Annotated in this window: 15 protein-coding genes; 6 read left to right on the forward strand and 9 right to left on the reverse strand. The window is 64.5% G+C overall.

Going from position 1 to position 22,019, the window contains the following annotated elements; genetic code table 11:
* The first annotated feature begins 271 nt into the window (after positions 1 to 271).
* Both ABIC75_RS13325 and ABIC75_RS13330 read left to right on the forward strand, forming a co-directional pair.
* Positions 272 to 955: a rhomboid family intramembrane serine protease gene (locus tag ABIC75_RS13325; protein ID WP_354014362.1), complete on the forward strand. Its 684-nt coding sequence runs from the start codon at positions 272 to 274 to the stop codon at positions 953 to 955.
* Positions 956 to 964: 9 nt separating this feature from the next.
* A complete protein-coding gene (locus tag ABIC75_RS13330) occupies positions 965 to 1,288 on the forward strand; it encodes a DUF1820 family protein (RefSeq protein WP_187058993.1) in 324 nt (107 codons plus the stop codon).
* Between the two features lie 9 nt (positions 1,289 to 1,297).
* On the opposite strand, the gene ABIC75_RS13335 is transcribed toward ABIC75_RS13330, so the two are convergent.
* From ABIC75_RS13335 to ABIC75_RS13345, 3 genes are all read right to left on the reverse strand, one after another.
* Positions 1,298 to 2,419: a hypothetical protein gene (locus ABIC75_RS13335; RefSeq protein ID WP_354014363.1), complete on the reverse strand. Its 1,122-nt coding sequence runs from the start codon at positions 2,417 to 2,419 to the stop codon at positions 1,298 to 1,300.
* A 76-nt stretch (positions 2,420 to 2,495) separates the two neighbouring features.
* Positions 2,496 to 3,218 carry a glutamine amidotransferase gene (locus ABIC75_RS13340; protein ID WP_354014364.1) on the reverse strand — a complete coding sequence of 241 codons (723 nt, stop codon included), beginning with the start codon at positions 3,216 to 3,218 and terminating at the stop codon, positions 2,496 to 2,498.
* A 43-nt stretch (positions 3,219 to 3,261) separates the two neighbouring features.
* Positions 3,262 to 5,073 (reverse strand): GspE/PulE family protein, encoded by a 1,812-nt coding sequence (locus ABIC75_RS13345; RefSeq protein ID WP_354014365.1) that lies wholly within the window; start codon positions 5,071 to 5,073, stop codon positions 3,262 to 3,264.
* 96 nt (positions 5,074 to 5,169) lie between these two features.
* On the opposite strand from ABIC75_RS13345, the gene glyQ reads away from it, so the two are divergent.
* Positions 5,170 to 6,081, forward strand: coding sequence for a glycine--tRNA ligase subunit alpha (glyQ, locus tag ABIC75_RS13350; RefSeq protein WP_354014366.1), 912 nt, complete (start codon positions 5,170 to 5,172; stop codon positions 6,079 to 6,081).
* On the forward strand, positions 6,078 to 8,228 hold the full coding sequence (gene glyS / locus ABIC75_RS13355) for a glycine--tRNA ligase subunit beta (protein WP_354014367.1): 2,151 nt from the start codon (positions 6,078 to 6,080) through the stop codon (positions 8,226 to 8,228). The genes glyQ and glyS overlap by 4 nt, the downstream gene beginning before the upstream one ends.
* Before the next feature lie 76 nt (positions 8,229 to 8,304).
* Here glyS and ABIC75_RS13360 read toward each other — a convergent pair whose 3' ends face one another.
* Complete coding sequence (locus tag ABIC75_RS13360) at positions 8,305 to 8,874, reverse strand: helix-turn-helix domain-containing protein (protein WP_354014368.1); 570 nt, start codon at positions 8,872 to 8,874, stop codon at positions 8,305 to 8,307.
* Between the two features lie 325 nt (positions 8,875 to 9,199).
* Between ABIC75_RS13360 and ABIC75_RS13365 the strand changes: the two genes are divergently transcribed.
* Together ABIC75_RS13365 and ABIC75_RS13370 are read left to right on the forward strand one after the other, a co-directional pair.
* On the forward strand, positions 9,200 to 12,088 hold the full coding sequence (locus ABIC75_RS13365; protein ID WP_436407926.1) for a TonB-dependent receptor plug domain-containing protein: 2,889 nt from the start codon (positions 9,200 to 9,202) through the stop codon (positions 12,086 to 12,088).
* Between the two features lie 223 nt (positions 12,089 to 12,311).
* Positions 12,312 to 13,172, forward strand: coding sequence for a YbaY family lipoprotein (locus ABIC75_RS13370; RefSeq protein WP_354014370.1), 861 nt, complete (start codon positions 12,312 to 12,314; stop codon positions 13,170 to 13,172).
* Positions 13,173 to 13,473: 301 nt separating this feature from the next.
* On the opposite strand, the gene ABIC75_RS13375 is transcribed toward ABIC75_RS13370, so the two are convergent.
* The 5 genes from ABIC75_RS13375 to mnmG form a co-directional block, all read right to left on the reverse strand.
* On the reverse strand, positions 13,474 to 15,498 hold the full coding sequence (locus ABIC75_RS13375) for an autotransporter outer membrane beta-barrel domain-containing protein (RefSeq protein WP_354014371.1): 2,025 nt from the start codon (positions 15,496 to 15,498) through the stop codon (positions 13,474 to 13,476).
* Between the two features lie 192 nt (positions 15,499 to 15,690).
* Positions 15,691 to 18,036 carry a Tex family protein gene (locus ABIC75_RS13380; protein ID WP_354014372.1) on the reverse strand — a complete coding sequence of 782 codons (2,346 nt, stop codon included), beginning with the start codon at positions 18,034 to 18,036 and terminating at the stop codon, positions 15,691 to 15,693.
* An 87-nt stretch (positions 18,037 to 18,123) separates the two neighbouring features.
* Positions 18,124 to 18,879 (reverse strand): winged helix-turn-helix domain-containing protein, encoded by a 756-nt coding sequence (locus ABIC75_RS13385; RefSeq protein ID WP_354014373.1) that lies wholly within the window; start codon positions 18,877 to 18,879, stop codon positions 18,124 to 18,126.
* A gap of 283 nt (positions 18,880 to 19,162) precedes the next feature.
* Positions 19,163 to 19,960, reverse strand: coding sequence for an RDD family protein (locus ABIC75_RS13390; RefSeq protein ID WP_354014374.1), 798 nt, complete (start codon positions 19,958 to 19,960; stop codon positions 19,163 to 19,165).
* Positions 19,961 to 20,038: 78 nt separating this feature from the next.
* Entirely contained in the window at positions 20,039 to 21,916 is a 1,878-nt protein-coding gene (gene mnmG / locus ABIC75_RS13395) for a tRNA uridine-5-carboxymethylaminomethyl(34) synthesis enzyme MnmG (RefSeq protein WP_354014375.1), read from the reverse strand.
* Positions 21,917 to 22,019: the final 103 nt, after the last annotated feature.

Consider the following 22,019-nt stretch of genomic DNA (forward strand, 5'->3'; position numbering starts at 1 on the left):
ACTCGGAAGTGAAACGCAGCTGCGCCGATGGTAGTGTGAATCCTCATGCAAGAGTAGGTCACCGCCAGGGGCTTTATCCCTCAAACGCCTTCCCATACGGGAAGGCGTTTGTCTTTGGGCAAATCGAAATCTTGGCTGCCCAGCGACTCGCATATGGACGGCCGACTCGGCGTTCGCACCTATCCTGCATCGCTTCCGTGCGCTACGTGGAAAAACCATATCGCCTATGATGCAAGGCTCAACTGGCCTGCATATACCGCGGAGCGTTTCAGTGTTCGTCCATGTCGAAACCCGCCGTCGTCAGCACGTTCAATGGGCCACCGTGCTTGTGGTGGTCGTGTGCGTGATCAGCTTCGTCGGGTTGGCGTTGATGCCCGCGCCGCAGCGCATGTCGATGTGGCTGGAGTGGGGCACGGTGCCGGCGAACATCTTCGACGCGAAAGCGCCGTTGCTGCCGCAACTTCACGATCCCTCGTTGCTTCGCCTGTTCACGGCACTCTTCATTCACCTGGCGTGGTTGCACTTGCTGGGCAATCTGCTGTTCCTAGTGATATTTGGCCTTCCGGCGGAGCGAGCGCTGGGCTCGCTGCGATTCCTGTTGCTGTTCGTGCTGGGCGGCATCGTGGCCAACCTGGTCGGTGCGATCTCCCTGGCCGGCGTGCGTTCGCCGATCATCGGATGCAGTGGCGCCGTGTCCGCGGTGCTCGGCGCCTACATCGCGCTTTTCCCGCGCGCCAGGCTGGGACTGGTGCTGCCGTTGGGTCTCTATCTGGAGTTCGTGCGTGTCCCCGCCTTTCTCCTGATTGGCATCTGGGTTCTTCTGCAGTTGCTCTTCAGTTACGCCGGGCCCAGCTACGGCGCCGTGGTGTGGTGGACGCACATTGCCGGCTTCCTGTTTGGCGTTGCCTTCGCATTGTTCTCGCGCGATGCGATTGCGCGTCGCCTGCGCGGCTAAGATAAGCGCATGCGCACCAAGAAACTCTACAAAGTGACGTTCCTCCACCTCGGCAAGTGCTACGAGCTCTATGCCCGGCACGTGGCGTCCAGCAGCCTCTGGGGATTTACCGAAGTGGGCGAGCTGGTGTTCGAGCCCGTCGGTGAAGGCCTTCTCGTGGATCCCACCGAAGAAAAACTGCGCGACGAATTCAAGGACACGCGCGTGCTCCACCTTCCAATGCAATCGGTGGTGCGCATCGAGGAAGTGGAGAACAAGGGCGCGCTGGTGATTCGCGATGCAAGCGATGGCCAGAAGATCACGCCATTCCCGATGCCACCGCGCGGGCGCTGAGCATCGCGTTTAAACGTGGCGGATCACGGCGATGACGATCTCCACGGCGATTAACAGGATGATGGCCAGCTCCATCAACTCACCGCGCTTGCTTGAAGCCTCTTCGTACAGCGCGGAATAACTGTCCCGGATGATGGCCAGCTTGCGGTCCACGGCCTTGCCGACATGCGGAACGCGGAACAACTCCAGTGCCGCGGCATAGACGCGTGCGAGATAGACGTCTTCCGTCACCTGCAGTGCGTTGTCCACCTTCTCCGTGACTTCGGTGACCTCCGCCACGAGCGTGTAGAGATGGCGTGCGAGGTCCGCATAGCGCCGCGCCGCGAAGGGATTGGCGACATGGTGGGTTGCTTCCACGAGGTCGTACATGCGTGGCAATTCCGCATCCAGCAACTCGTCGTAGTAGCGCAACTCCAGCAGCTGGGCGTTTGCCACTTCGAGAATGTCGACGACATCCGATTCATCGCGCGGTTCGTAGATGAAAGCGCGATCCCAGGTGAGCACCGCCAGGTCGTCGGTGTAGTAGGAAAAGCGTTGCCGCAGCAGTTCCTGTCGTGCGGATTCGGAAAGGGGGCGCGATTCGCCGGCGAGCAGCGGAACGAGGTCGAGCTCATCATGCAACGCCGCGGTGGTCGTGACGCCTTCGAGTGAATGCACCAATCCAAGTAGATAGTCTTCGTGCAGCACGGTCTGGCTGGGCCTCAGCAGCGCGGGACGCATGATGTCCATGATCTGCGTCAGCAAGCGATTCCAGGCATCCGTGGGCGATGCAAGGCCAAGCGCCGCATCCACCGCATTCACGCGCGCGCTGAACTCCGTCCACGCGAGATCATCGGCGGGCACGTTGATGGAGAACGCGGCCACGCCGAATTCGTAGAGTCGAGCCAGCGCAGTGGCCTGCAGCGTTTGGCCGGCAATGACGAGTTCGAGGGATCCGAGCGTCAGTTCCACCGGCGGCACGCCAAAGGTCAATGCCTTGGGCGGTGCCGTCACGAGTCGGCTGCGTGCCGCGGCGGTACGTGCGCGTTGTGCCCAGAGCGACTCGGCCGCCGTCAAATCGATCGTGTCGGCGATATCGACCAGGCGCATCGCGATGACCGATGCGCGGTGCACATGCGGTTGTCGACCCATGGCGTTCTTCCATGTGGCGGCGCCGGTTGAGTTCGCGCCAATGGGTCGATTCTAGACCGTGTGCATGACAACCACCTCAGCCGGTGGCGAGGCCATGATGGCGTGAGAACTGCCGGAACAATCGCCGCGCGAGCGGTGTGGCCGCCACCTGCTTGAACGTGTGATGCGGATCGAAGCCTTCGCGCTTCATGTCGTGCTGCTTGCGGTGGATATACGCACGCATCACGTCGGCGTTGAATTCGGGGTGGAACTGGGCGCTCATCGCGTTCTTGCCATAGCGCACGAGATGATGCGGGTCGCGCGCCGAGCTGACCAGCACCGTCGTGCCCTTGGGCAGTTCGAGCACGCTCTGCTCGTGCGTGGCGTGGGCACGGAATTGGAGCGGCAACGCGCTGGCGAGCGGATCGTTCTTCGCCGCATCGAGCACGTTGAGCGATACCGTGCCAATTTCGCGACCACCGGGCAGATAGTCGACGCGTCCACCCAGTGCGTGCGACATCAGCTGATGCCCGTAGCACACGCCGAACATCGGCAATTCCTCATCCATCGCGTCGCGGATCCATCCCGCCGTGCGTTCACTCCACGGTGCGCGTTCCGTGACCATCGCCGCGGAGCCGGTGATCAGCGCGCCGGCCACTTCGCTTGGTGCGGGAAGTTCTTCGCCGGCTTCCACGTCGATCACGCGGATACGATCGGGCGAAAGCTGGGCGCCCAGGCGAAACCAATGGGGAAAATCACCGTGGCGTGCGCGAATGGGAGCGGGAGCGCGACCGGTGCGGATAATCAGGACAGGCTTCATGCGATGCGATACGACGAATGCGTTGGGTGGATCCGGGACGTCGTCAAACGACGCCATGTTCGATGGGCGGAATGACGGTAAGGACTTCCTTGACCGTGGTGACGCCACGCGCCACCTGCGCCGCAGCGGAGATGCGCAAGGGACGCATGCCTTCGGCGAGTGCGGCGTGACCAAAGTGGCCAAGATCGAGCTGCGATGAAATCAGGCTGCGCAATCGTCCCGACAGCGGCAGCATCTCGTAGATGCCAGTGCGTCCCATGAAACCGGTGTTGCGGCATTCCAGGCAACCCACAGGCTTGAAGACTTTCGCGGGCAGCGGCACGTCCCAGCCATGCGTGAGGGCGGTCCATTCGTGCGGCTCCTGCTCCACCGCCTGCTTGCAATGAACGCACAGTGTTCGCACGAGTCGCTGCGCCACCACGCCGGTCAGCGTGGACTGGATCAGGTAATGCGGCACGCCCAGATCGAGCAAGCGAGTGATCGCGCTGGGCGCATCGTTGGTGTGCAGCGTCGACAGCACGAGATGGCCGGTCAGCGACGCCTGCACCGCCATCTGCGCGGTTTCCAGGTCGCGGATTTCGCCCACCATGATGATGTCCGGGTCTTGTCGCAACAGCGTACGCACACCCGTGGCGAAATCGAGATCGATCGCCGGCTGCACCTGCATCTGATTGAATTCGGCGCTGACCATTTCGATCGGGTCTTCCACCGTGCACACGTTCAACTCCGGCGTGGCCAGATGCTTGAGCGTGGAATAGAGCGTGGTGGTCTTGCCCGAGCCGGTGGGACCGGTGACCAGCACGATGCCGTGGGGGCGCTCCACCATCGAACGCCATGCCTCGCCTTCTTCGGGCGAGAAGCCCAGCTGCGAGAAGTCCTTCGCCACGATATCCGGGTCGAAGATACGCATCACCACCTTTTCGCCGAAGGCGGTGGGCATGGTGGAGATACGCAGTTCCACTTCGCGTCCCGAAGCGGAGCGCGTCTTGATGCGTCCATCCTGCGGGCGGCGCTTCTCGGCCACGTCCATGCGCGACAGGATCTTGATACGCGCCGTCACGGCGGTCATCACCGGCGGTGGCAGTTCGAACACCTTGTGCATCACGCCGTCGATGCGGAAACGCATCAGACCGGCTTCGCGGCGCGGTTCGAGATGGATGTCCGACGCGCGCTGCTCGAACGCGTACTGCAACAGCCAGTCCACGATGTGCACGACGTGGCGATCATCCGCGCCGACTTCGCCGCCCTTGCCGAGTTCCAGCAACTGCTCGAAGTTGAGGATGGCCGACGAGTCGTAGCCGGTGGTCTTGGCATCCTGCGCCAGCTGGATCGAGCGCTGTACGCCGTAGAACTCCAGCAGGTAGCGATTGATGTCGATCGGGTTGGACACTACGCGCTTCACGTCGCGGCGTAGCATCTGAGAAAGATCGGCGGCCCAGCTGTTGTCGAACGGTTCGCAGGTAGCGAAGGTCACTTCGCCCGAAGCGGCGGCCACCGGCAGGATGCGATGGCGCTCGGCGTAGGCGCGGCTGACCACCTGGGTCACCGCGGCCACGTTGATTTTCATCGGGTCGATTTTCAGGTACGGCAGCTGCGCCTGGCCAGCGAGCCATTCGGTCAGCGCCTCCAGGCTCAGCGGACGGCCGGGATCGCGCTGGTTGGGAAGCTTGGCGTTGGCCACCAGCACCAGGGGATGCAACTCCACCGTGGCACGGCCGCTACGCGTTCCCATGCGCACTTGCTTGGCGTCTTCGGCCAGCAGGTAGCCGTCCACCACCAGCGTGGCAAGCATCTCGTCGAGCGCCAGCCGACTGCGGCGGCCGAGCAGGGACACGGATTGCGGTGAAGCGGCCATGCGGCGATCTCTCCCGGTAGGCTTTTCTCGCCGGAATCCAGCGAAGAAAGCGGTCCCGGCTATACTAACCCGCTTTATTGAAGCCCACGGAAAGCCATGTCCGCGCGCACCTTCCAAGATGTGATCCAGACCCTCAACCGCTACTGGGCGGCGCAGGGTTGCGTCCTGCTGCAGCCGCTCGATACCGAGGTTGGCGCGGGCACGTTCCACCCGGCCACCTTCCTGCGTTCGCTTGGTCCCGAGCCGTGGTCGGCAGCATACGTGCAGCCCTCGCGCCGTCCCACCGACGGCCGCTACGGCGAGAATCCCAACCGCCTGCAGCATTACTACCAGTACCAAGTAGTGATGAAGCCCAACCCGGACAACATCCTGGACCTGTACATCGGTTCGCTGAAGGAACTGGGCCTGGACCCGTTGGTGCACGACCTGCGCTTCGTCGAAGACAACTGGGAATCGCCCACGCTCGGCGCCTGGGGCCTGGGTTGGGAAGTGTGGCTCAACGGCATGGAAGTGACCCAGTTCACCTACTTCCAGCAGGCCGGCGGCCTGGAATGTCGTCCCGTGACCGGTGAGATTACCTACGGTCTCGAGCGCCTGGCCATGTACCTGCAGAACGTGGACAACGTCTACGACCTGGTGTGGACCGAAGGTCCGCACGGCAAGGTGACCTACGGCGACGTGTTCCACCAGAACGAAGTGGAACAAAGCACCTACAACTTCGAGCACGCCAACGTGCCGGAACTGCTGCGCTGGTTCGACGTGTGCGAAGGCGAGGCGAACAAGCTCATTGCCGCCAACCTGCCGCTGCCTGCCTACGAGCAGGTGATGAAGGCCAGCCACACTTTCAACCTGCTCGACGCACGCCGCGCCATCAGCGTCACCGAGCGTCAGCGCTACATCCTGCGCGTGCGCACGCTGGCCCGCGCGGTCGCCGAGGCGTATGTCGCGCAACGTGAAAAGCTCGGTTTTCCGGGCCTGAAGAAGAACGTGAAGGAGCAGGCTGCATGAGCGCCGCCACCAAGCCGCTGTTGATCGAACTGGGTACCGAGGAACTGCCGCCCAAGGCGCTGGACGAACTGGCCGCCGCCTTCCTGCGCGGCATCAGCGACGGGCTGTCCAAGCGTGGCGTGGAAGCCGGTCTCGATGAGGCGAAGCTGTACGCGTCGCCGCGTCGTTTGGCCGTCTATATCCCGACGGTTGCCGTGAACCAGCCGGAGCAAAACGTCGAACGCCGTGGCCCGGCCGTGAACGCCGCGCTGGATGCCGAAGGCCAGCCGAGCAAGGCGTTGCAAGGCTTTGCGCAGTCGTGCGGCGTCACCGTGGAGCAGCTCGAAAAGCTCGAAACCGACAAGGGTTCGTGGTTCGTGTTTCGTGCGGTGAAGCCGGGCCAGCCGGTCGCCGCTTTGCTGCCGGAGATCGTCGACGAGGCGCTCAAGGGCCTGCCCATTCCCAAGCCCATGCGCTGGAGCGATCACGACTACACCTTTGTGCGTCCCGTGCATTGGCTGGTGATGCTGCACGGCGCGGACATCGTCGACGGCAGCGTGCTGGGCCTCACCAGCGGGCGCAAGTCGCGCGGACATCGCTTCATGCACACGCAGCCGGTGCATGTGTCCGACGCCGACATCTGGCTCGATTCGATGCGAGCGGCGAAAGTGCTGGCCGATCCGGCCGAGCGTCGCCAGAAGATACGCGATGAAGTGGCGCGCGCGGCCAAGGAAACCGGTGGCGTGCCGCAGCTCGACGACGCGCTGCTCGACGAGATCGCCAACCTCACCGAGTGGCCGATGGCGATCGCCTGTAAGTTCGATCGCGAATTCCTCGCCGTGCCGCCGGAAGCGCTGGTCACCACCATGGAGACCAACCAGAAGTTCGTGCCGGTATTCGATGCCGACGGCAAGCTCACCGAGCATTTCATTGGTGTGGCCAACATCGAGAGCAAGCAGCCTACGGAGATCCGCAAGGGGTATGAGCGCGTGATCCGTCCGCGTTTCGCCGATGCCAAGTTCTTCTGGGACGAGGACCTCAAGACGCCGCTGGCCGGCTATCAGGAACAGCTGAAGAACGTTACCTACCAGCAGGCGCTGGGCAGCCTGTGGGACAAGAGCGTGCGCGTGGCCGAGCTGTCGCGCATCATCGCCGGCCGCGTGGGCGTGGATGCCGGCGCGGCGACGCGCGCGGCCTCGCTCAGCAAGTGCGACCTGCTTACGCGCATGGTCGGCGAGTTCCCCGAACTGCAGGGTGTGATGGGCCGTTACTACGCCACGCATCATGGCGAATCAGCGGACGTGGCCGATGCCCTGGACAGCTACTACCAGCCGCGCTTTGCCGGCGATGCCATTGCCGCTGGCGACGTGGGTCGAGTGCTTGCCGTGGCCGACCGTTTCGACACGCTGGCCGGCATCTTCGCCGTTGGCCTCAAGCCCAGCGGCAATAAGGATCCGTTCGCGCTGCGTCGCGCGGCGCTCGGCCTGGCGCGTACGCTGGTCGAGGGCGGCCTGGAGCTGGATCTGCGCGGCAGCTTCGTCGAAGCGCTAGAACTGCTGCCGGAAGCGGCGCTCGCCGCCGGCCTCAAGCCGGGCAAGGACGGCAAGGCGCCGGCGCTTGACGCAGGCAAGCGTCGTGCCGCGCTCGCCGATGAGCTGGTGGAGTTCGTGCTCGATCGCCTGCGCGGCTACTACGCCGAGCAGGGTTTCACCGGCGAGCAGTTCGAGGCCGTGTTGGCGGTGTCGCCGTCCAGCCTGGTGGATTTCGACCGTCGCCTGCGCGCCGTGGGCGAGTTCGGTCGGCGTCCGGAGGCGCTGAGTCTGGCGGCGGCCAACAAGCGTGTCGCCAATATCCTGCGCAAGCAGGCCGAAGAGACCGGTGCGGCGCCGGTCGGCAGCACGGTGGATCCTTCGCATTTCGAGGCGGATGCCGAGCGGGCCCTGCATGCGGCGCTCGACGCGGCCCGTGCCGACACCAGCGCGCCGCTGGAAGCCGGCGACTACGCGGCGGTGCTCACGCGCCTGGCGCAATTGCAGGCGCCGGTGGATGCGTTCTTCGACAGCGTGCTGGTGAATGCGGAGAACCCGGCCGTGCGGGCCAACCGACTGGCCCTACTGGGCCAGCTGAAGGCGCAGTTCGGCGCCATCGCCGACATCGCCCGGCTGTAACTTCCAGCCACGGCTCAAAAAAACGGCAGCCTCAGGGCTGCCGTTTTTTTATGCCGTGCTCAATCCAACCGATGCCTTAGGCGGCGACCTGACGGCCGCGCTTCACGCGTTCGTGCAGGCGCTGGTTGAACGAGACCATCGCGCTGGCATCCACGTCCGTACCGCCGGGACCGAGGATCTCATAGAGATCGGCCAGCATGTCGGCGTTGTCGGCCAGGGTCAGGCGGCTTTCCGCCAGGTCCAGCTCCGACTGCAGGATGCGCAGCGCCGTGTTGAGGCGGTTCGGATCCATCGCCATGCCGCTGGCGTGCAACGTATCCGCGGCCGTGCGCAGCTTGGAGCGGTGGCGGTTGGCCAGCGTTTCCGCATTGGTCTGGTCTTCGCCGGAAGACATCGCGTCGGTGGTCTGAATGGTGCCTTCGCCGGCCACCAGCCACACCAGGGAAATACCGAGGGTCTTGGCCAGGGTCACGCAACGCGCGCGGGACGGGTCGGTGTTGCCGTCGCGCCAACTGCGCACGACGCCTTCGGAGAAACCGCACATCCGCGCGATCTCGGTGACGCTGCCCACTCGCTGGATCAGCACTTTGATGCGATCGGCAAAAGTGGACGAGGACTCGTTAATCGAAATTTTCTGCATGTTCATCGCATTTTCCTGGCGGATGGCGACTTGTAAGGGGAGCGTGGCGGGATTTTTCGGATTTTGGCGTGAAACAGGTGTTACGAAAGTGTTGACACGCGTAAGAAATTTCCCGTAGGGTCGTAAATTCTTGGTAGTTCGCGCCGTCAGGGAGCAACTTCTACCGAGACCAAGAACGCAATGGTTGCGATTTGGTAATCACGATTGCGCTGGCTTGTTCAGCTGGCAGACAGCAAGTTTCCAGGTGCAACGCCTTGGAAACCTGCCATTTGCGGGGCAAGACAGCTTCTTGGCGTCGGTTGGGGCCGACGTCTTTACTGGGGAGAAACTAATGCAGTTCCGCAAGAAAGTTGACAATAAACTTACGGTGGCCGTCCGCCTGGCCCTTGCCGTAGGTACCTTCGCAGCCATGGCCCCGGCCCTGGCGCAGGATGCGAGCGGCCCCGCAGCCAGCGAGAACGAAGCGAAGAAGCTCGAAACCGTTACCGTGACCGGTACGCGTATTCCGCGTGTGGACGTGGAGACCGCCCAGCCGGTGGTGACCATCGACCGCAAGCAGATCCAGAACCAGGGTTTCACCTCGGTTGCTGACATCCTGCAGAACCTGACCGAAGTCGGTTCGCCGCCGATCAGCCGCGCCAATGCGCTGTCGTCGGGCGAAGACGTGGGCGGCTATTACGTCGACCTGCGCAACCTCGGTCCCAACCGCACCCTGATCCTGATCAACGGCAAGCGCCTGGGTGCCAACACCTCCGGCCTGCAGGATCTCGGCCAGATTCCGGTGTCGGTGATCGATCGCATCGAAGTGCTGAAGGACGGTGGTTCGTCCATCTACGGTTCGGACGCCATCGCCGGCGTGGTCAACGTGATCACGCGCAGCAACTTCACCGGCGCCGAAGCCAATGCCTACGTCGGTCAGTACGACCAGAACGACGGCAAGGGCCAGAGCTACGACTTCACCCTCGGTACCGCCAACGATCGCGGCTCGATCATGGCCAGCGCGCAGTACCAGAAGGACGATCCGGTCTGGGCGAAGGATCGCGAGTTCAGCGCCTATCCGTCGGGTCCGTTCCACCCCACCGCGGGCTGGAGCGGCATCAGCCAGTACGGCTCGTTCAGCGGCCCCTGCGGCCCGGGCGGCGCCAAGGCCACCTGTACGCTCAAGCCGGGCACCGACCCGCGCGATATCGCCAACTATCAGCCGCTGACCTCGGCCCGCTACGCCAACTCCAACCAGGAGATGACGCTGGCCACCGGTCAGGAGCGCACCTCGCTGTTCGTGGCAGGCAAGTACAACCTGCTTGAAAGCATCGCGTTCAAGACGGACTTCCTCTACAACAAGCGCAGCACCCTGCAGCAGATCGCCGGCTATCCGTACCAGTCAGCCGCTTTCGGCACGCCGATGGACGCCGACAGCTACTTCAACCCGCTGGGCACCACGCTCAACTTCGCGCGTCGTGGCTGGGAAGTGCCTCGTACCACCGACAGCGAGCTGGAAACCTATCGCTGGACGGCCGGTTTCGAAGGCTTCTTCGAGCTGGGCGGCCGTACCTGGAACTGGGACGTTGGCGCGATGACCAATCGCAACAACATGCTCAAGACCGGTCATGGCGACTTCAACCTGATCAACACCCAGGCCGCCGTGGGCCCGTCGTACATGGGTTCGGACGGTAAGGTGCATTGCGGCACCGCCGCCAACCCGGTCGCCGGCTGCGTGGCCTGGAACCCGCTGCTGCCGTACGGCCAGGCCGGCGCCGGCTCGCTCGCCGATCCGGACCTGCAGGCGTTCCTGTTCCCGGAATTCCACGACACCGGCAAGACCACCACGACCGACTACACCGTCAACCTCGCGGGCACCTTCGCGGGTCTGCCGGCCGGTGACATCGGTATCGCCACGGGCTTCGAGCATCGCCAGGAAGACGGCCGCTTCGTGCCGGACGCCTTCAACCAGGCGGGCCTGAGCTCGGGTCTGGCCGCGACCACCACCCAGGGCAAGTACTCGGTGAACGAGGCTTACCTGGAATTCGACGTGCCGCTGCTGCGTGACGTGGTGATGGCGCGCGAACTGTCGATCGACCTCGCCAGCCGTTACTCCGACTACGACAACTTCGGCACCACCACCAACAGCAAGGCCAGCCTCAAGTGGAAGCCGATCGACGACCTGCTCGTCCGCGGCAGCTGGGCGCAGGGCTTCCGCGCGCCGACCATCTCCGACCTGTACGGCGGTATCGGTAGCAGCTTCGAGTCCTACACCGACCCCTGCGATACCAAGAGCGGTTCGGCCAAGGGCAACCCGGCCGTGGCCGCGCGTTGTACCGGTGGCTTCGGTGGCCAGGCGGCTGTGGCGGCCAACTATGTGCAGCTGGGCCAGGCGCTCAATCCCTGCACGACCTATCCGTGCCAGACGAACTACCAGTTCACCACGGGCTCCAACCCGAACCTGACGCCGGAAACCGCCACCACCCGTACGTTCGGCCTGATCTACAGCCCGCACTACGTCGAAGGCCTCGACGTGTCGCTGGACTGGTACAAGATCGACATCAAGAACGTCATCGCGCAGGACGCCGTGCAGGACATCCTGGACGACTGCTACGTGGCCGGCATCGCTTCGCGTTGCTCGGGCTTCACGCGTGATCCGGCCAACGGCGTCATCACCAACATGTTCTACGGCCTGACCAACAAGGGCTGGCAGAAGACGGCGGGCTACGACTTCGGTGTGAACTACCGCTTCACGATCGAATCGATCGGTCAGTTCCAGGCGCACTGGAACACCACCTACGTCGACTACCTGAACATCAAGGCTGACGACAATCCGGACACCACCGTGCAGCCGCTCACCGGCTACGGCGGCAACTTCCGCACCCGCTCGAACCTGTCGATGGATTTCAACCGCGGCATCTTCGGCATGACCTGGACCATGCGTTACTACTCGGGTATGACGGAACGTTGCTCCTACGTCACCCCGGCCGAGTGTAACGACATCGACCACGTCGACCCGTTCAACGGTGCGCAGGCACAGCGCCACACCGGCTCCACCACCTTCAACGACGTCCAGTTCCGCTGGACCATGCCGTGGAAGGGCACCATCTCGGTGGGCGCGAACAACGTGTTCGACAAGCAGGGTCCCATCATGTACTCGAAGCCGAACAGCGCCTTCGTGTACTACGGCGGCTTTGACATCGGTCGCTTCTACTACCTGAAGTACACCCAGCGCTTCTAAGCTGCCTGGGCGTGTCACCCAAGGGCGGCCCGGCAACGGGTCGCCCTTTTTTTCGCGGGCCGTTTAGGCGGCCATATGGCTCTGCATACGCAAGCGCATGGAGCCAACTTTTACAAGCCCTTACGTTTGGGCTATCCTCAAAGGCTCCCCCGTGTAGAGTCGAGGCGTGTTGGGCGCCTGTTGGTTCTCGCGCTAAGCCCTGACAATCGATAGAGGTTTTCTCATGCGCCGTCTTGTTTGGTCGCTGATGTCGGTCGCTGCTCTGGCTCTCGCCGGTTGTGGCAATTCTTCCCCGTCGTCCGATGGCGGCACGGAGGGCGGCAATGCCGCTCAGACGCCTGCCCAGGCCAACCAGATCACCGGCCAGGTGTCGCTGCGCGATGCCGCCACCACGGTGTCGCCGGCCGCCAAGCTGGATCTGACGCTGGTCGACGTGTCCACCCAGGACGCCGCTCCGCTGGCTACCAAGACGATCGAGCCGGCCAACGCCCTGCCGATCTCGTTCCAGCTGCCGTTCAACCCGGCTGATGTGAACCCGGCCGGCCTGTACGTGCTCAAGGCCACCCTGGTCGACGGCGAGCGCCACTACAACCCGCCGCTGCAGACCCAGGTGCTGACCAAGGGCGCGCCCACTCAGGTGAACATCCAGCTCGTCGCCGAGCAGACCCAGGGTGAAAAGGAACTGGCCGCCTTCACCGGCGTGCAGAAGCAGATCGGCGGCATGAAGATCAGCAGCGGCACCAAGCTCGAAGACAAGGTCTCGCGCGGCTGGCAGGTGTTCCGTGAAGCGGGCGAAGTGAAGTTCATCCGCGAAGAAGTCGACTACGGCGACAAGGGTTTCAACAGCACCGACTACGCCTACAAGGACGGCAAGCCGTGGGTGGTCGTGCAGCAGAAGAAGTCCAGCAAGGATTCCAAGCCCAGCTCGACCGAGCGCGCTGCCTGGGCGCAGGACGGCTCGCTGGTGCTCAAGACCAACGACCAGGGTGGCAAGACCTCGGCCTTGTCCGATGACGAGGCGGCCAACCTGCAGAAGCAGGCGCAGTCGATCCTGAACCTGGCGACGAACGGCAAGGGCAAGTAAGTCCTCGCAGGTTTTGATGTAAAGAAAAGCCGTCCGCGCAAGCGGGCGGCTTTTTTGTTGGACGGCGTTTGGACGTCTATACGCCCGAAGGTGACATCGCCATTCTTGTGGTGAATGTCCTATCCCGCACCGTCATTCCCGCGAAGGCGGGAATCCAGTGCCTTTAAGACGTCAAAACAACGACGCTGGATTCCCGCCTTCGTGGGAATGACGGTGCGGCGTGGTGATTTGTATCGTGCGCGAGGCAACAAAAAAGCCGCCCGCTTGCGCGGACGGCTTCTCTGTGTGCTGAGCGTAAAACTTAGAAGGCGTACTTCATGCCCAGGTTCACGCTGTTGTACTTCTGGCTGTTGTCGCCGAAGCGGCCGCTGTAGCCGACCCAGCCGCTCAGCGCCTTGCTGAACTGCGCGCTGAGGCCGATGTCACCGGTGCCCCATTTCTTGTCCGGCGTGAAGCCCACCAGTTCGAAGGAGCCCGGCATGCCGTTGAGGCCAGCCGTGACCGCGCGCGGATCGGCCTTGCTGTCGTAGTTCCAGGCCAGTTCGGCGTACGGCGACAGCATGGTGTTGCCGGCCTGCCAGTGACCTTCCAGGCGCCAGCCCAGCGTGGACACCTGCGAATCGCGCTGCTGGCTGCCGAACCACATGGCGGAGGAGTCGCTGCCGCTCTCGTTGTAGCTATTGACCTTCACGGTCTGCCACTCGAAGTTCGCGAACGGACCGGTGCGCAGTGTGCCCAGATCGAACCAGTAGCCGCCGTTGATGCCGCCGCCCACATGGTTGCCGTCCGCCTTCGCCGTTTCGCTGCGAAGCATGGTGCCGAGCTGGATCTTGCGCTCGATGTCCGAGAAGTTGTCCTGGCCGAAGTCGACGTAGCCGCCGACGTAGGCGCCGCCCTGGTACCACGTCAGGTAGCCGAGGCCGGAGACGTCCTGCAGCTTGTAGCCACCGCCGCCAGCGTAGTCGGCGTTGTGCTGGCCGATGTTCATGGCCAGGCCGCCCGACAGGTTGTGAGTGAAGCGCACGTCGGCACCGATGGTCAGGTTGACGTTGTCGCTGGAGGTGCGCGGCGAGCCGGCGCTGCTATCGAAACGCTGGTCGCCGTAATCGATGTTGGCGAACACGCGCGTGTCGCTGCCCTGTCCGTCGGCCAGCATCTGGTTGCGGATGGCGCGGTTCTGGGCCTGGATCGAGGCCAGCGGCGCTTCCGCCAGCAGCGAGGCATAGCCCGGTGCGCTGAGGATGGACACCACATACTGGCCCAGCATCACGTCGGCCGCGGTGGTCGGATGCACGCCGTCGGCGAACAGATAGGTCTTGTTGGCGCCGGCCGCATAGGTGTACGGCAGGCCCGAGCCGGCCGGGCCGCAGGCCACCGAGCTGGAGCCCACGCCGCAGGCTTCGTTGGTGACGTTGGTGAAGCCGTAGGCGCCCGGGTTGGCGATAACTTCATTGAGCAGGCTGAAGGTGTCGACCGGGATGATGCCCTTGCCCAGCTGGGCAAGGCCGGCGCTGAGCGTGCCGTTGAAGATCAGGCTGAGGCCGGTCAGCGACGAGGCGGCGCTGGCGCCCTGCTCGAGCGCGGACGGGGTCAGGCCGACATTGGGCAGGTTGAACACCAGGATGTTCTTGGCGCCGGCGGCCTGCATCTGGCCGATCAGCTTCACTTCCTGCTGCGCGGCCGCGGCGACCGAGGCCTGCGCCTGCGCGGCCGTCTGGAAGCCCGACACGCCGGCGGCGGCCAGCACCTGCTGAGTCACGGCGGCCGTCACCGCCTGGGTGATCTGCGGGGTCAGCGCGGCGATCTGCGCCGGCGGTACGCCGGCCGCCTGCAGCTGGGCAATCTGCAACTGCACGTTCTGCTGGATCAGCTGCTGCGCGGTGGCACCAGCACCGGCGGCGGTCGCGGCGTAGAAGATGTCGTTCGCACCGCCCCACATGGAGTACAGCGCCTTGCTGTCGAACTTGCCGGCCGCGAGATAGGCATTCACCTGGGTGGTGATGGTCGGCACGGCTGCAGGTGTGCCGGGCGAATTGGTGAGCACGCCGGCACCGCCCCAGGCGTAGTCGCTGCCGCCGGCCAGCGAGGCCGTCAGGCTATAGCCGTAGTGGCTGGCCACATTCTGCACCGTCACCGCACCGGGGTTCGTGGTGAATTCCAGCGGCGGTTGGATGGCGGGGTTGGTGGCCAGCGAGATGTTACCGGCGTCGCTCAGGCTGTCGCCGAACACGACGACGCTGTCGAACTGTGATTTGGCGGCGAACGCCGGAGAGCTGATCAGCAACGCAGCGGCGATGGCGCCGGCGATAGTGCGGGTACGGGGCATGTCGGTAACACTCCTTTGAACCGGGGCGGTTTTTGTTATCACCGCGTTACGGTAATGCATGCCCATACGTCAGCGCATGCTGCGCTGCACCGCGAAAAAAGCTGACGTGACACGCAGTTCCCCGCCTCTCGCATGGCCGCCGCCCAGCGTGGCTGGCCGGTGGTTCGAGAGGCGGGTTACCAGGTTTGGCGATTAGCGCTTCTGCGCCTTGGAGAAGGCGTCCGCAAAAGCGCTGTTGGACGGCGCCGGCGTGGGCTTCGGCGCGCCGCCACCCGGACGCGGGCCGCGGTTGTCGCGCTGGCCGCCACGCGGAGCGTCGTTGCCGCCGGCCGGGCGTCCGCCACGGGCTTGCTGACCCGGTTCATCGTCCAGGCGCATGGACAGGCCGATGCGCTGGCGGGGCAGGTCGACTTCCATCACCTTCACCTTGACGATGTCGCCCGCCTTCACCGCGTCACGCGGATCCTTCACGAAGGTGTGCGAAAGCGCCGAGACGTGCACGAGGCCGTCCTGATGCACGCCGATGTCCACGAACGCGCCGAAGGCCGCCACGTTCGTCACACGGCCTTCCAGCACCATGCCGGGACGCAGGTCCTTCAGGTCTTCCACGCCCTCGGCAAAACTCGGCGCCACGAATTCCGGGCGCGGATCGCGGCCGGGCTTCTCCAGCTCCTTGAGGATGTCGCGCACGGTCGGCACGCCGAACGTCTCGTCGGTGAACTGCTCCGCCTTGAGGCCGCGCAAGAAGCTGGTGTCGCCGATGATGGAGCGCACCTCGCGACCGCACTGCGCAATGATGCGCTCGACCACCGGATACGCTTCCGGGTGCACCGCGCTGGTATCGAGCGGGTTGTCGCCGTTGGGCACGCGCAGAAAGCCTGCGCACTGCTCGAACGCCTTGTCGCCCAGGCGCGGCACTTTCAGCAGTGCCTTGCGGTTGGCGAACGGACCGTTGGCGTCGCGATGCTTCACCACGTTCTCGGCCACGCTGGGCGAGAGGCCGGCCACGCGCGACAGCAACGCGGCCGACGCGGTGTTCACGTCCACGCCCACGGCGTTCACGCAGTCTTCCACCTTCGCATCCAGCGCACGCGCCAGCTTCACCTGGTTCACGTCGTGCTGGTATTGGCCCACGCCGATGGCCTTGGGTTCGATCTTCACCAGTTCGGCGAGCGGATCCTGCAGGCGACGTGCAATGGACACCGCGCCACGCAGGCTCACGTCGAGATCCGGGAATTCCTTGGCGGCCGTTTCCGACGCCGAGTACACCGACGCGCCCGCTTCGCTCACCACGATCTTCGAGAGCTTGTGGTCCGGGTGCGTCTTGGCCAGACCCTTGATCAATTCGCCAGCCAGCTTGTCGGTTTCGCGCGACGCCGTGCCGTTGCCGATCGCGATCAGATCCACGCCGTGCTTCTGGCACAGCCGCGCCAATGCAGCCAGCGATTCGTTCCATTGGCGACGAGGTTCGTGCGGATAGACGGTGTCGGTGGCGAGCAGCTTGCCGGTGGCATCGACCACGGCCACCTTCACGCCGGTGCGGATGCCCGGGTCCAGGCCCATCACGCTCTTGGCACCAGCCGGTGCGGCGAGCATGAGGTCCTTGAGGTTGTCGCCGAACACGCGGATGGCTTCGTCTTCCGCGCCTTCGCGCACGCGGCCGAACAGATCCAGCGTGAGATGCAGATGCAGCTTCACGCGCCAGGTGAGGCGCACGGTTTCACGCAGCCATGCATCGGCGGCGCGACCGCGATCGCGAATGTCGGCGTGCGCGGCCACGCGGCCTTCGCCTTCGAGATGGCCTTGTTCCATGTCGAGCGCTGGCGCGAGTTCCAGTTCGATGATGCCCTCGTTGCGCGCGCGCATCAGCGCGAGCAGGCGATGCGAAGGAATCTTGCCGATCGGTTCCACGTGGTCGAAGTAGTCGCGGAATTTCGCGCCTTCGTTTTCTTTGCCGGCAACCACTTTCGCGCGAATCTGGCCCTTGTCCCATAGCCAATCGCGCAGCTCGCCGAGCAGGCCGGCGTCTTCGGCGATGCTTTCCATCAGAATCGCGCGGGCACCATCGAGCGCGGCGCGCACGTCGGCCACGCCTTTTTCGGCGTCGACGAACGCTTCGGCGAAGGCTTCGGGCGACTTCGTGGGGTCTTCGCGCAGGCCGATGGCCAGCGGTTCGAGGCCCGCTTCGCGCGCAATCTGCGCCTTGGTGCGACGCTTGGGCTTGTACGGCAGGTACAAGTCTTCCAGGCGCGCCTTGGTGTCGGCGGAGAGGATGTCGTTCTTCAGCGCATCGCTGAGCTTGCCCTGTTCCTCGACGCTGGCGAGGATCGCGCTGCGACGTTCTTCCAGTTCTCGCAGGTAGCGCAGGCGTTCTTCCAGCAAGCGCAGCTGCGTGTCGTCGAGGCCGCCGGTGGCTTCCTTGCGATAGCGAGCGATGAACGGCACGGTGGCGCCGCCGTCGAGCAATTCCACCGCGGCGTGGACCTGGTCCGGTTTGGCGGCGATGTCCTGGGCAATGCGTTGTTCAATGCTGAGCATGAGGCTGAAACGATTCCTTAGCGATCGACAAGACGACGGAACGCGAAGGGTCCGCCGGACCCTCGATCATAGCAAGTCGAGGCGCGCTTACCGGTTCGCCGCAGGCAACTGGTCGGGGCGTAGCGTCAGAAAGCCCGCGGCACGCAGCTCGGCGGGGGCGTCGTCGTGATCGCCGGGGTACTCCGTCGCCACGCGACGATTGTGTGGCCGCTGGTGCGGATGAGCCGGCCGCACGTCTTCCTGCTCGCGCGCCACCGGCATCACGGCCAGCGCCGGCTGTGGCGTCATGCGCGGCTCGCGGCCGGCATCGGCGGGCGTATGCCACAGGCTTACGGCGGCAAGCACGGCCACGAGCACCGCGAGCGTGATGGCGGCGGCGAGCCAATGCCTCGAGGGCGGCGACGACGGAGGCGCCGGCATGGGCGCGCGCTCATGCTGTTCGGCAGCCAGCTCATCGTTGCTGGCGACATATGGCAGCGGCTCGATCATGGGTAACGACGCCGACGGCATGCGATGCACGTCAGCGATGAACCGATAGCCAAGGCTGTGCACGGTGGCGATATAGCGAGGCCGCGTTGCGCAATCGCCGAGCGCGTGACGCAGCTGCGAGATCACGCGCGTGAGTACACCGGGCGTGACATGTCGATGACCCCACGCGGCATCGAGCAAGGTGTCCTTGCCGACCACTTCTCCGGCTTGCTGCAACAGGACTACCAGCACCGCATACGCCTTGGGCTCGACGGAAATCGGCTTTCCCGCCCGTTCGAGGCGGTGTGCGCGCGGCTCGACGACGATATCGTCGCACTGGTAAATCCAGCCGCAATCAGGATGTGACTGGGCCATGGTCTTGCCTGGTGCACGGCCCCCTGTACGACAAGCATGCGCTTCTTGCGCGAATACGCGCATCCGCCATTGGTCATAACGCGCCGGTACGCGAGCGAGACATCGCGATGGATGAATCGACATCCATTTGTCTTTTGATGTCCGAGCTGTGGACGATGTGGTCTAACGGCTGATCAGATGCAATGCGTGCGTGAACGTGGCGTCCCCATCGCGTCAGTGCCCCCGTGTTTTCACGGCGGCACGTCTCATGATGAGAAAGCCCCTACGACCAATGTTCGGCGTATCAGGCGTTGAATGAGCTGTTGTCGTTGCTCTGATCGGCGCGACGCGCGTTCGTCGCGACATCCTTGGCACGGCCATTGAGCACCAGCGTTTGCGCGAGCAGGTCGTGAAGGCCTTGCTTGCGCTGCGTCCACGCCACCATCAGGAAACCGATGCACAGGATGAAGGCGCTCACGATCTTGCCGAAATAGCGGCCGGTGGCGCGCATGAAGCTGATGCGCTTGCCATCCATGTCGGTGACGCGAATGCCCAGTGCGAGCTTGCCCACGGTGCCTTGCCACGCCGAACTCTCGCACAGGCCGAAATACAGCCACGCAAGGATGGTCTGTGCAATGAGTGCGGGCCACAGCGCGTGCATGTAGCTGTCCAGCGCCTGCAGCGCGAGGTTCACGTCATCACCGGCGGCGGCCTTCGCCTGCATGTACGTCTCGGCGGCCTTGGTCGCGCCGAGCAAGCCGCTCAGGATGGTGTTGGGGATGTACAGCACCAGCGCATCGAGAATGTACGCAGCGAAGCGCTTCCAGAAGCCGGCGTAATCATCCAGCGCCGCCACGGCATCGCCACGCGCTGCCATGGGAGCTGCGGTATAAGACGGCGGCACCGGCGGTGCGGGCGAAAAGGCTGGTGGTTCGGCGCGCGTTTCGTCCGGGAAGAGCGAGGACAGCGGCGCCCAATCCGTCATGCCTTCGTACCAGCCCAGATCGTTCGGGCTGAGCTGGCCGCTCTGCAGCCACTGGCGCACCTCTGCTTCCTTGTAGGGGCCATGCCGCTCGCCGTCCCGCCCGATCCAAACTTCCATGGTGTGCTCCGAGATCAACCGTCAGGCCCGCATGATGCCATGCGGGCGCGATGTCTTGGGGGCGGACGACAGGTAGGATCAGGCCGCGTCGCGACGCTTCAGATGCACCAGCAGCAACGAAATGGCCGCGGGCGTGACGCCACTGATGCGCGCGGCCTGGCCCACGGTTTCGGGCAATGCGCGCTTGAGCTTGAGCAGCACTTCGGCCGACAGGCCGCGCACCTTGTCGTAGTCGAAGCCGCTGGGAATGGTGGTCTGCTCGTGGCGACGCTGGCGCTCGATCTCTTCGCGCTGCCGTTCGAGATAGCCGGCGTACTTGGTCTGCACTTCCACTTGCTCGGCCACGCTGGCGTTGTCCACGGCAGGGCCGATGCCATCGACCGAGGTCAGCGTGGCGTAATCGAGTTCGGGACGACGCAGCAGATCAAGCACATTCGTCTCACGGCTCAGCGTGATGCCGAGCTTCTGCATCACGCTGGCGCCCAGTGCGTTGGCCGGTGCAGCCCAGATGGCGCCGAGGCGCTGCGTCTCGCGTTCCACCGCGTCGCGCTTTGCACGCAAGGCGTCGTAGCGCGCTTGCGGCACCACGCCGAGGCGATGGCCGGTTTCGGTGAGACGCAGATCCGCGTTGTCCTCGCGCAGGTGCAGGCGATATTCCGCGCGCGAGGTGAACATGCGATACGGCTCGATGGTGCCGTTGCTGGTGAGATCGTCGATCAGCACGCCGACATAGGCTTCGTCGCGACGCGGATACCACGGCGCCTCGCCCTTCACCGCCAGGGCAGCATTGAGGCCCGCGATCAGGCCTTGCGCGCCGGCCTCTTCGTAGCCGGTGGTGCCGTTGATCTGGCCCGCGAAATACAGGCCCGGGATGCCCTTGGTCTCCAGCCACGGATGCAGCCCGCGCGGATCGAAGTAGTCGTACTCGATGGCGTAACCGGGACGCGTGATGTGCGCCTTCTCGAAACCCTTGATCGAATGCACGAGTGCCAGCTGCACGTCGTACGGCAGCGAGGTGGAAATCCCGTTCGGATACACCTCGAACGTGTCCAGGCCTTCCGGCTCGATGAAGATCTGATGCGAGGATTTCTCGGCGAATCGCACCACCTTGTCTTCGATGGACGGGCAGTAGCGCGGGCCCACGCCTTCGATCTGGCCGCTGTAAAGCGGCGAGCGATCCAGCGAGCCGCGAATGAGTTCGTGCGTGTGCTCGCTGGTGTGCGTGATCCAGCAACTGACCTGGCGCGGATGCTCGTCGCGTGAACCCAGGTACGAGAATACCGGCGCCGGATCATCGCCGGGCTGCTCTTCCAGTCCGGTGAAGTCGATGCTGCGCAAGTCGATGCGCGGCGGCGTGCCCGTCTTCAGGCGCTCGGCCGCCACCGGCAGTTCGCGCAGTTTCTGGGCCAACGTGCTGGCCGGCGGGTCGCCGGCGCGGCCGCCGGCGTACTGCGCGGGGCCAATGTGAATCTTGCCGGCGAGGAACGTACCCGCCGTCAGCACCACCGTGCGGGCGTGGAACGACAGGCCCATCTGCGTCACCACGCCGGTGACGCGGCCGCCTTCCAGGATCAGGTCGTCCACCGCCTGCTGGAACAGTTCCAGATTCGGCTGGGTCTCCACCATCCGCCGGATCGCGGCCTTGTAGAGCGCACGGTCGGCCTGGCAGCGCGTGGCGCGCACGGCCGGTCCCTTGGACGCATTGAGCGTGCGCCACTGGATGCCGGCGAGGTCGGCCGCATGCGCCATGGCACCGCCGAGTGCATCGATTTCCTTGACCAGGTGACCTTTGCCGATGCCGCCGATGGCCGGGTTGCAGCTCATCTGGCCAATCGTTTCGATGTTGTGGCTCAGCAGCAGCGTGCGCGCGCCGGTGCGCGCCGCGGCGAGCGCAGCTTCAGTACCGGCATGGCCGCCACCGACCACGATGACGTCGTAGGAAACAGGGTGAAACATAGGAAACTGCCCCGGAAGCGCAGATTTGGACCAAGTTGGACGCTTATGGTAACCCCGCAGAGGCATTCCAGCTGTTGGCATGCTTCCTGCTTCTACTTCCTCG

Source organism: Dyella japonica (assembly GCF_040545895.1).
Lineage (GTDB): Bacteria > Pseudomonadota > Gammaproteobacteria > Xanthomonadales > Rhodanobacteraceae > Dyella > Dyella japonica_D.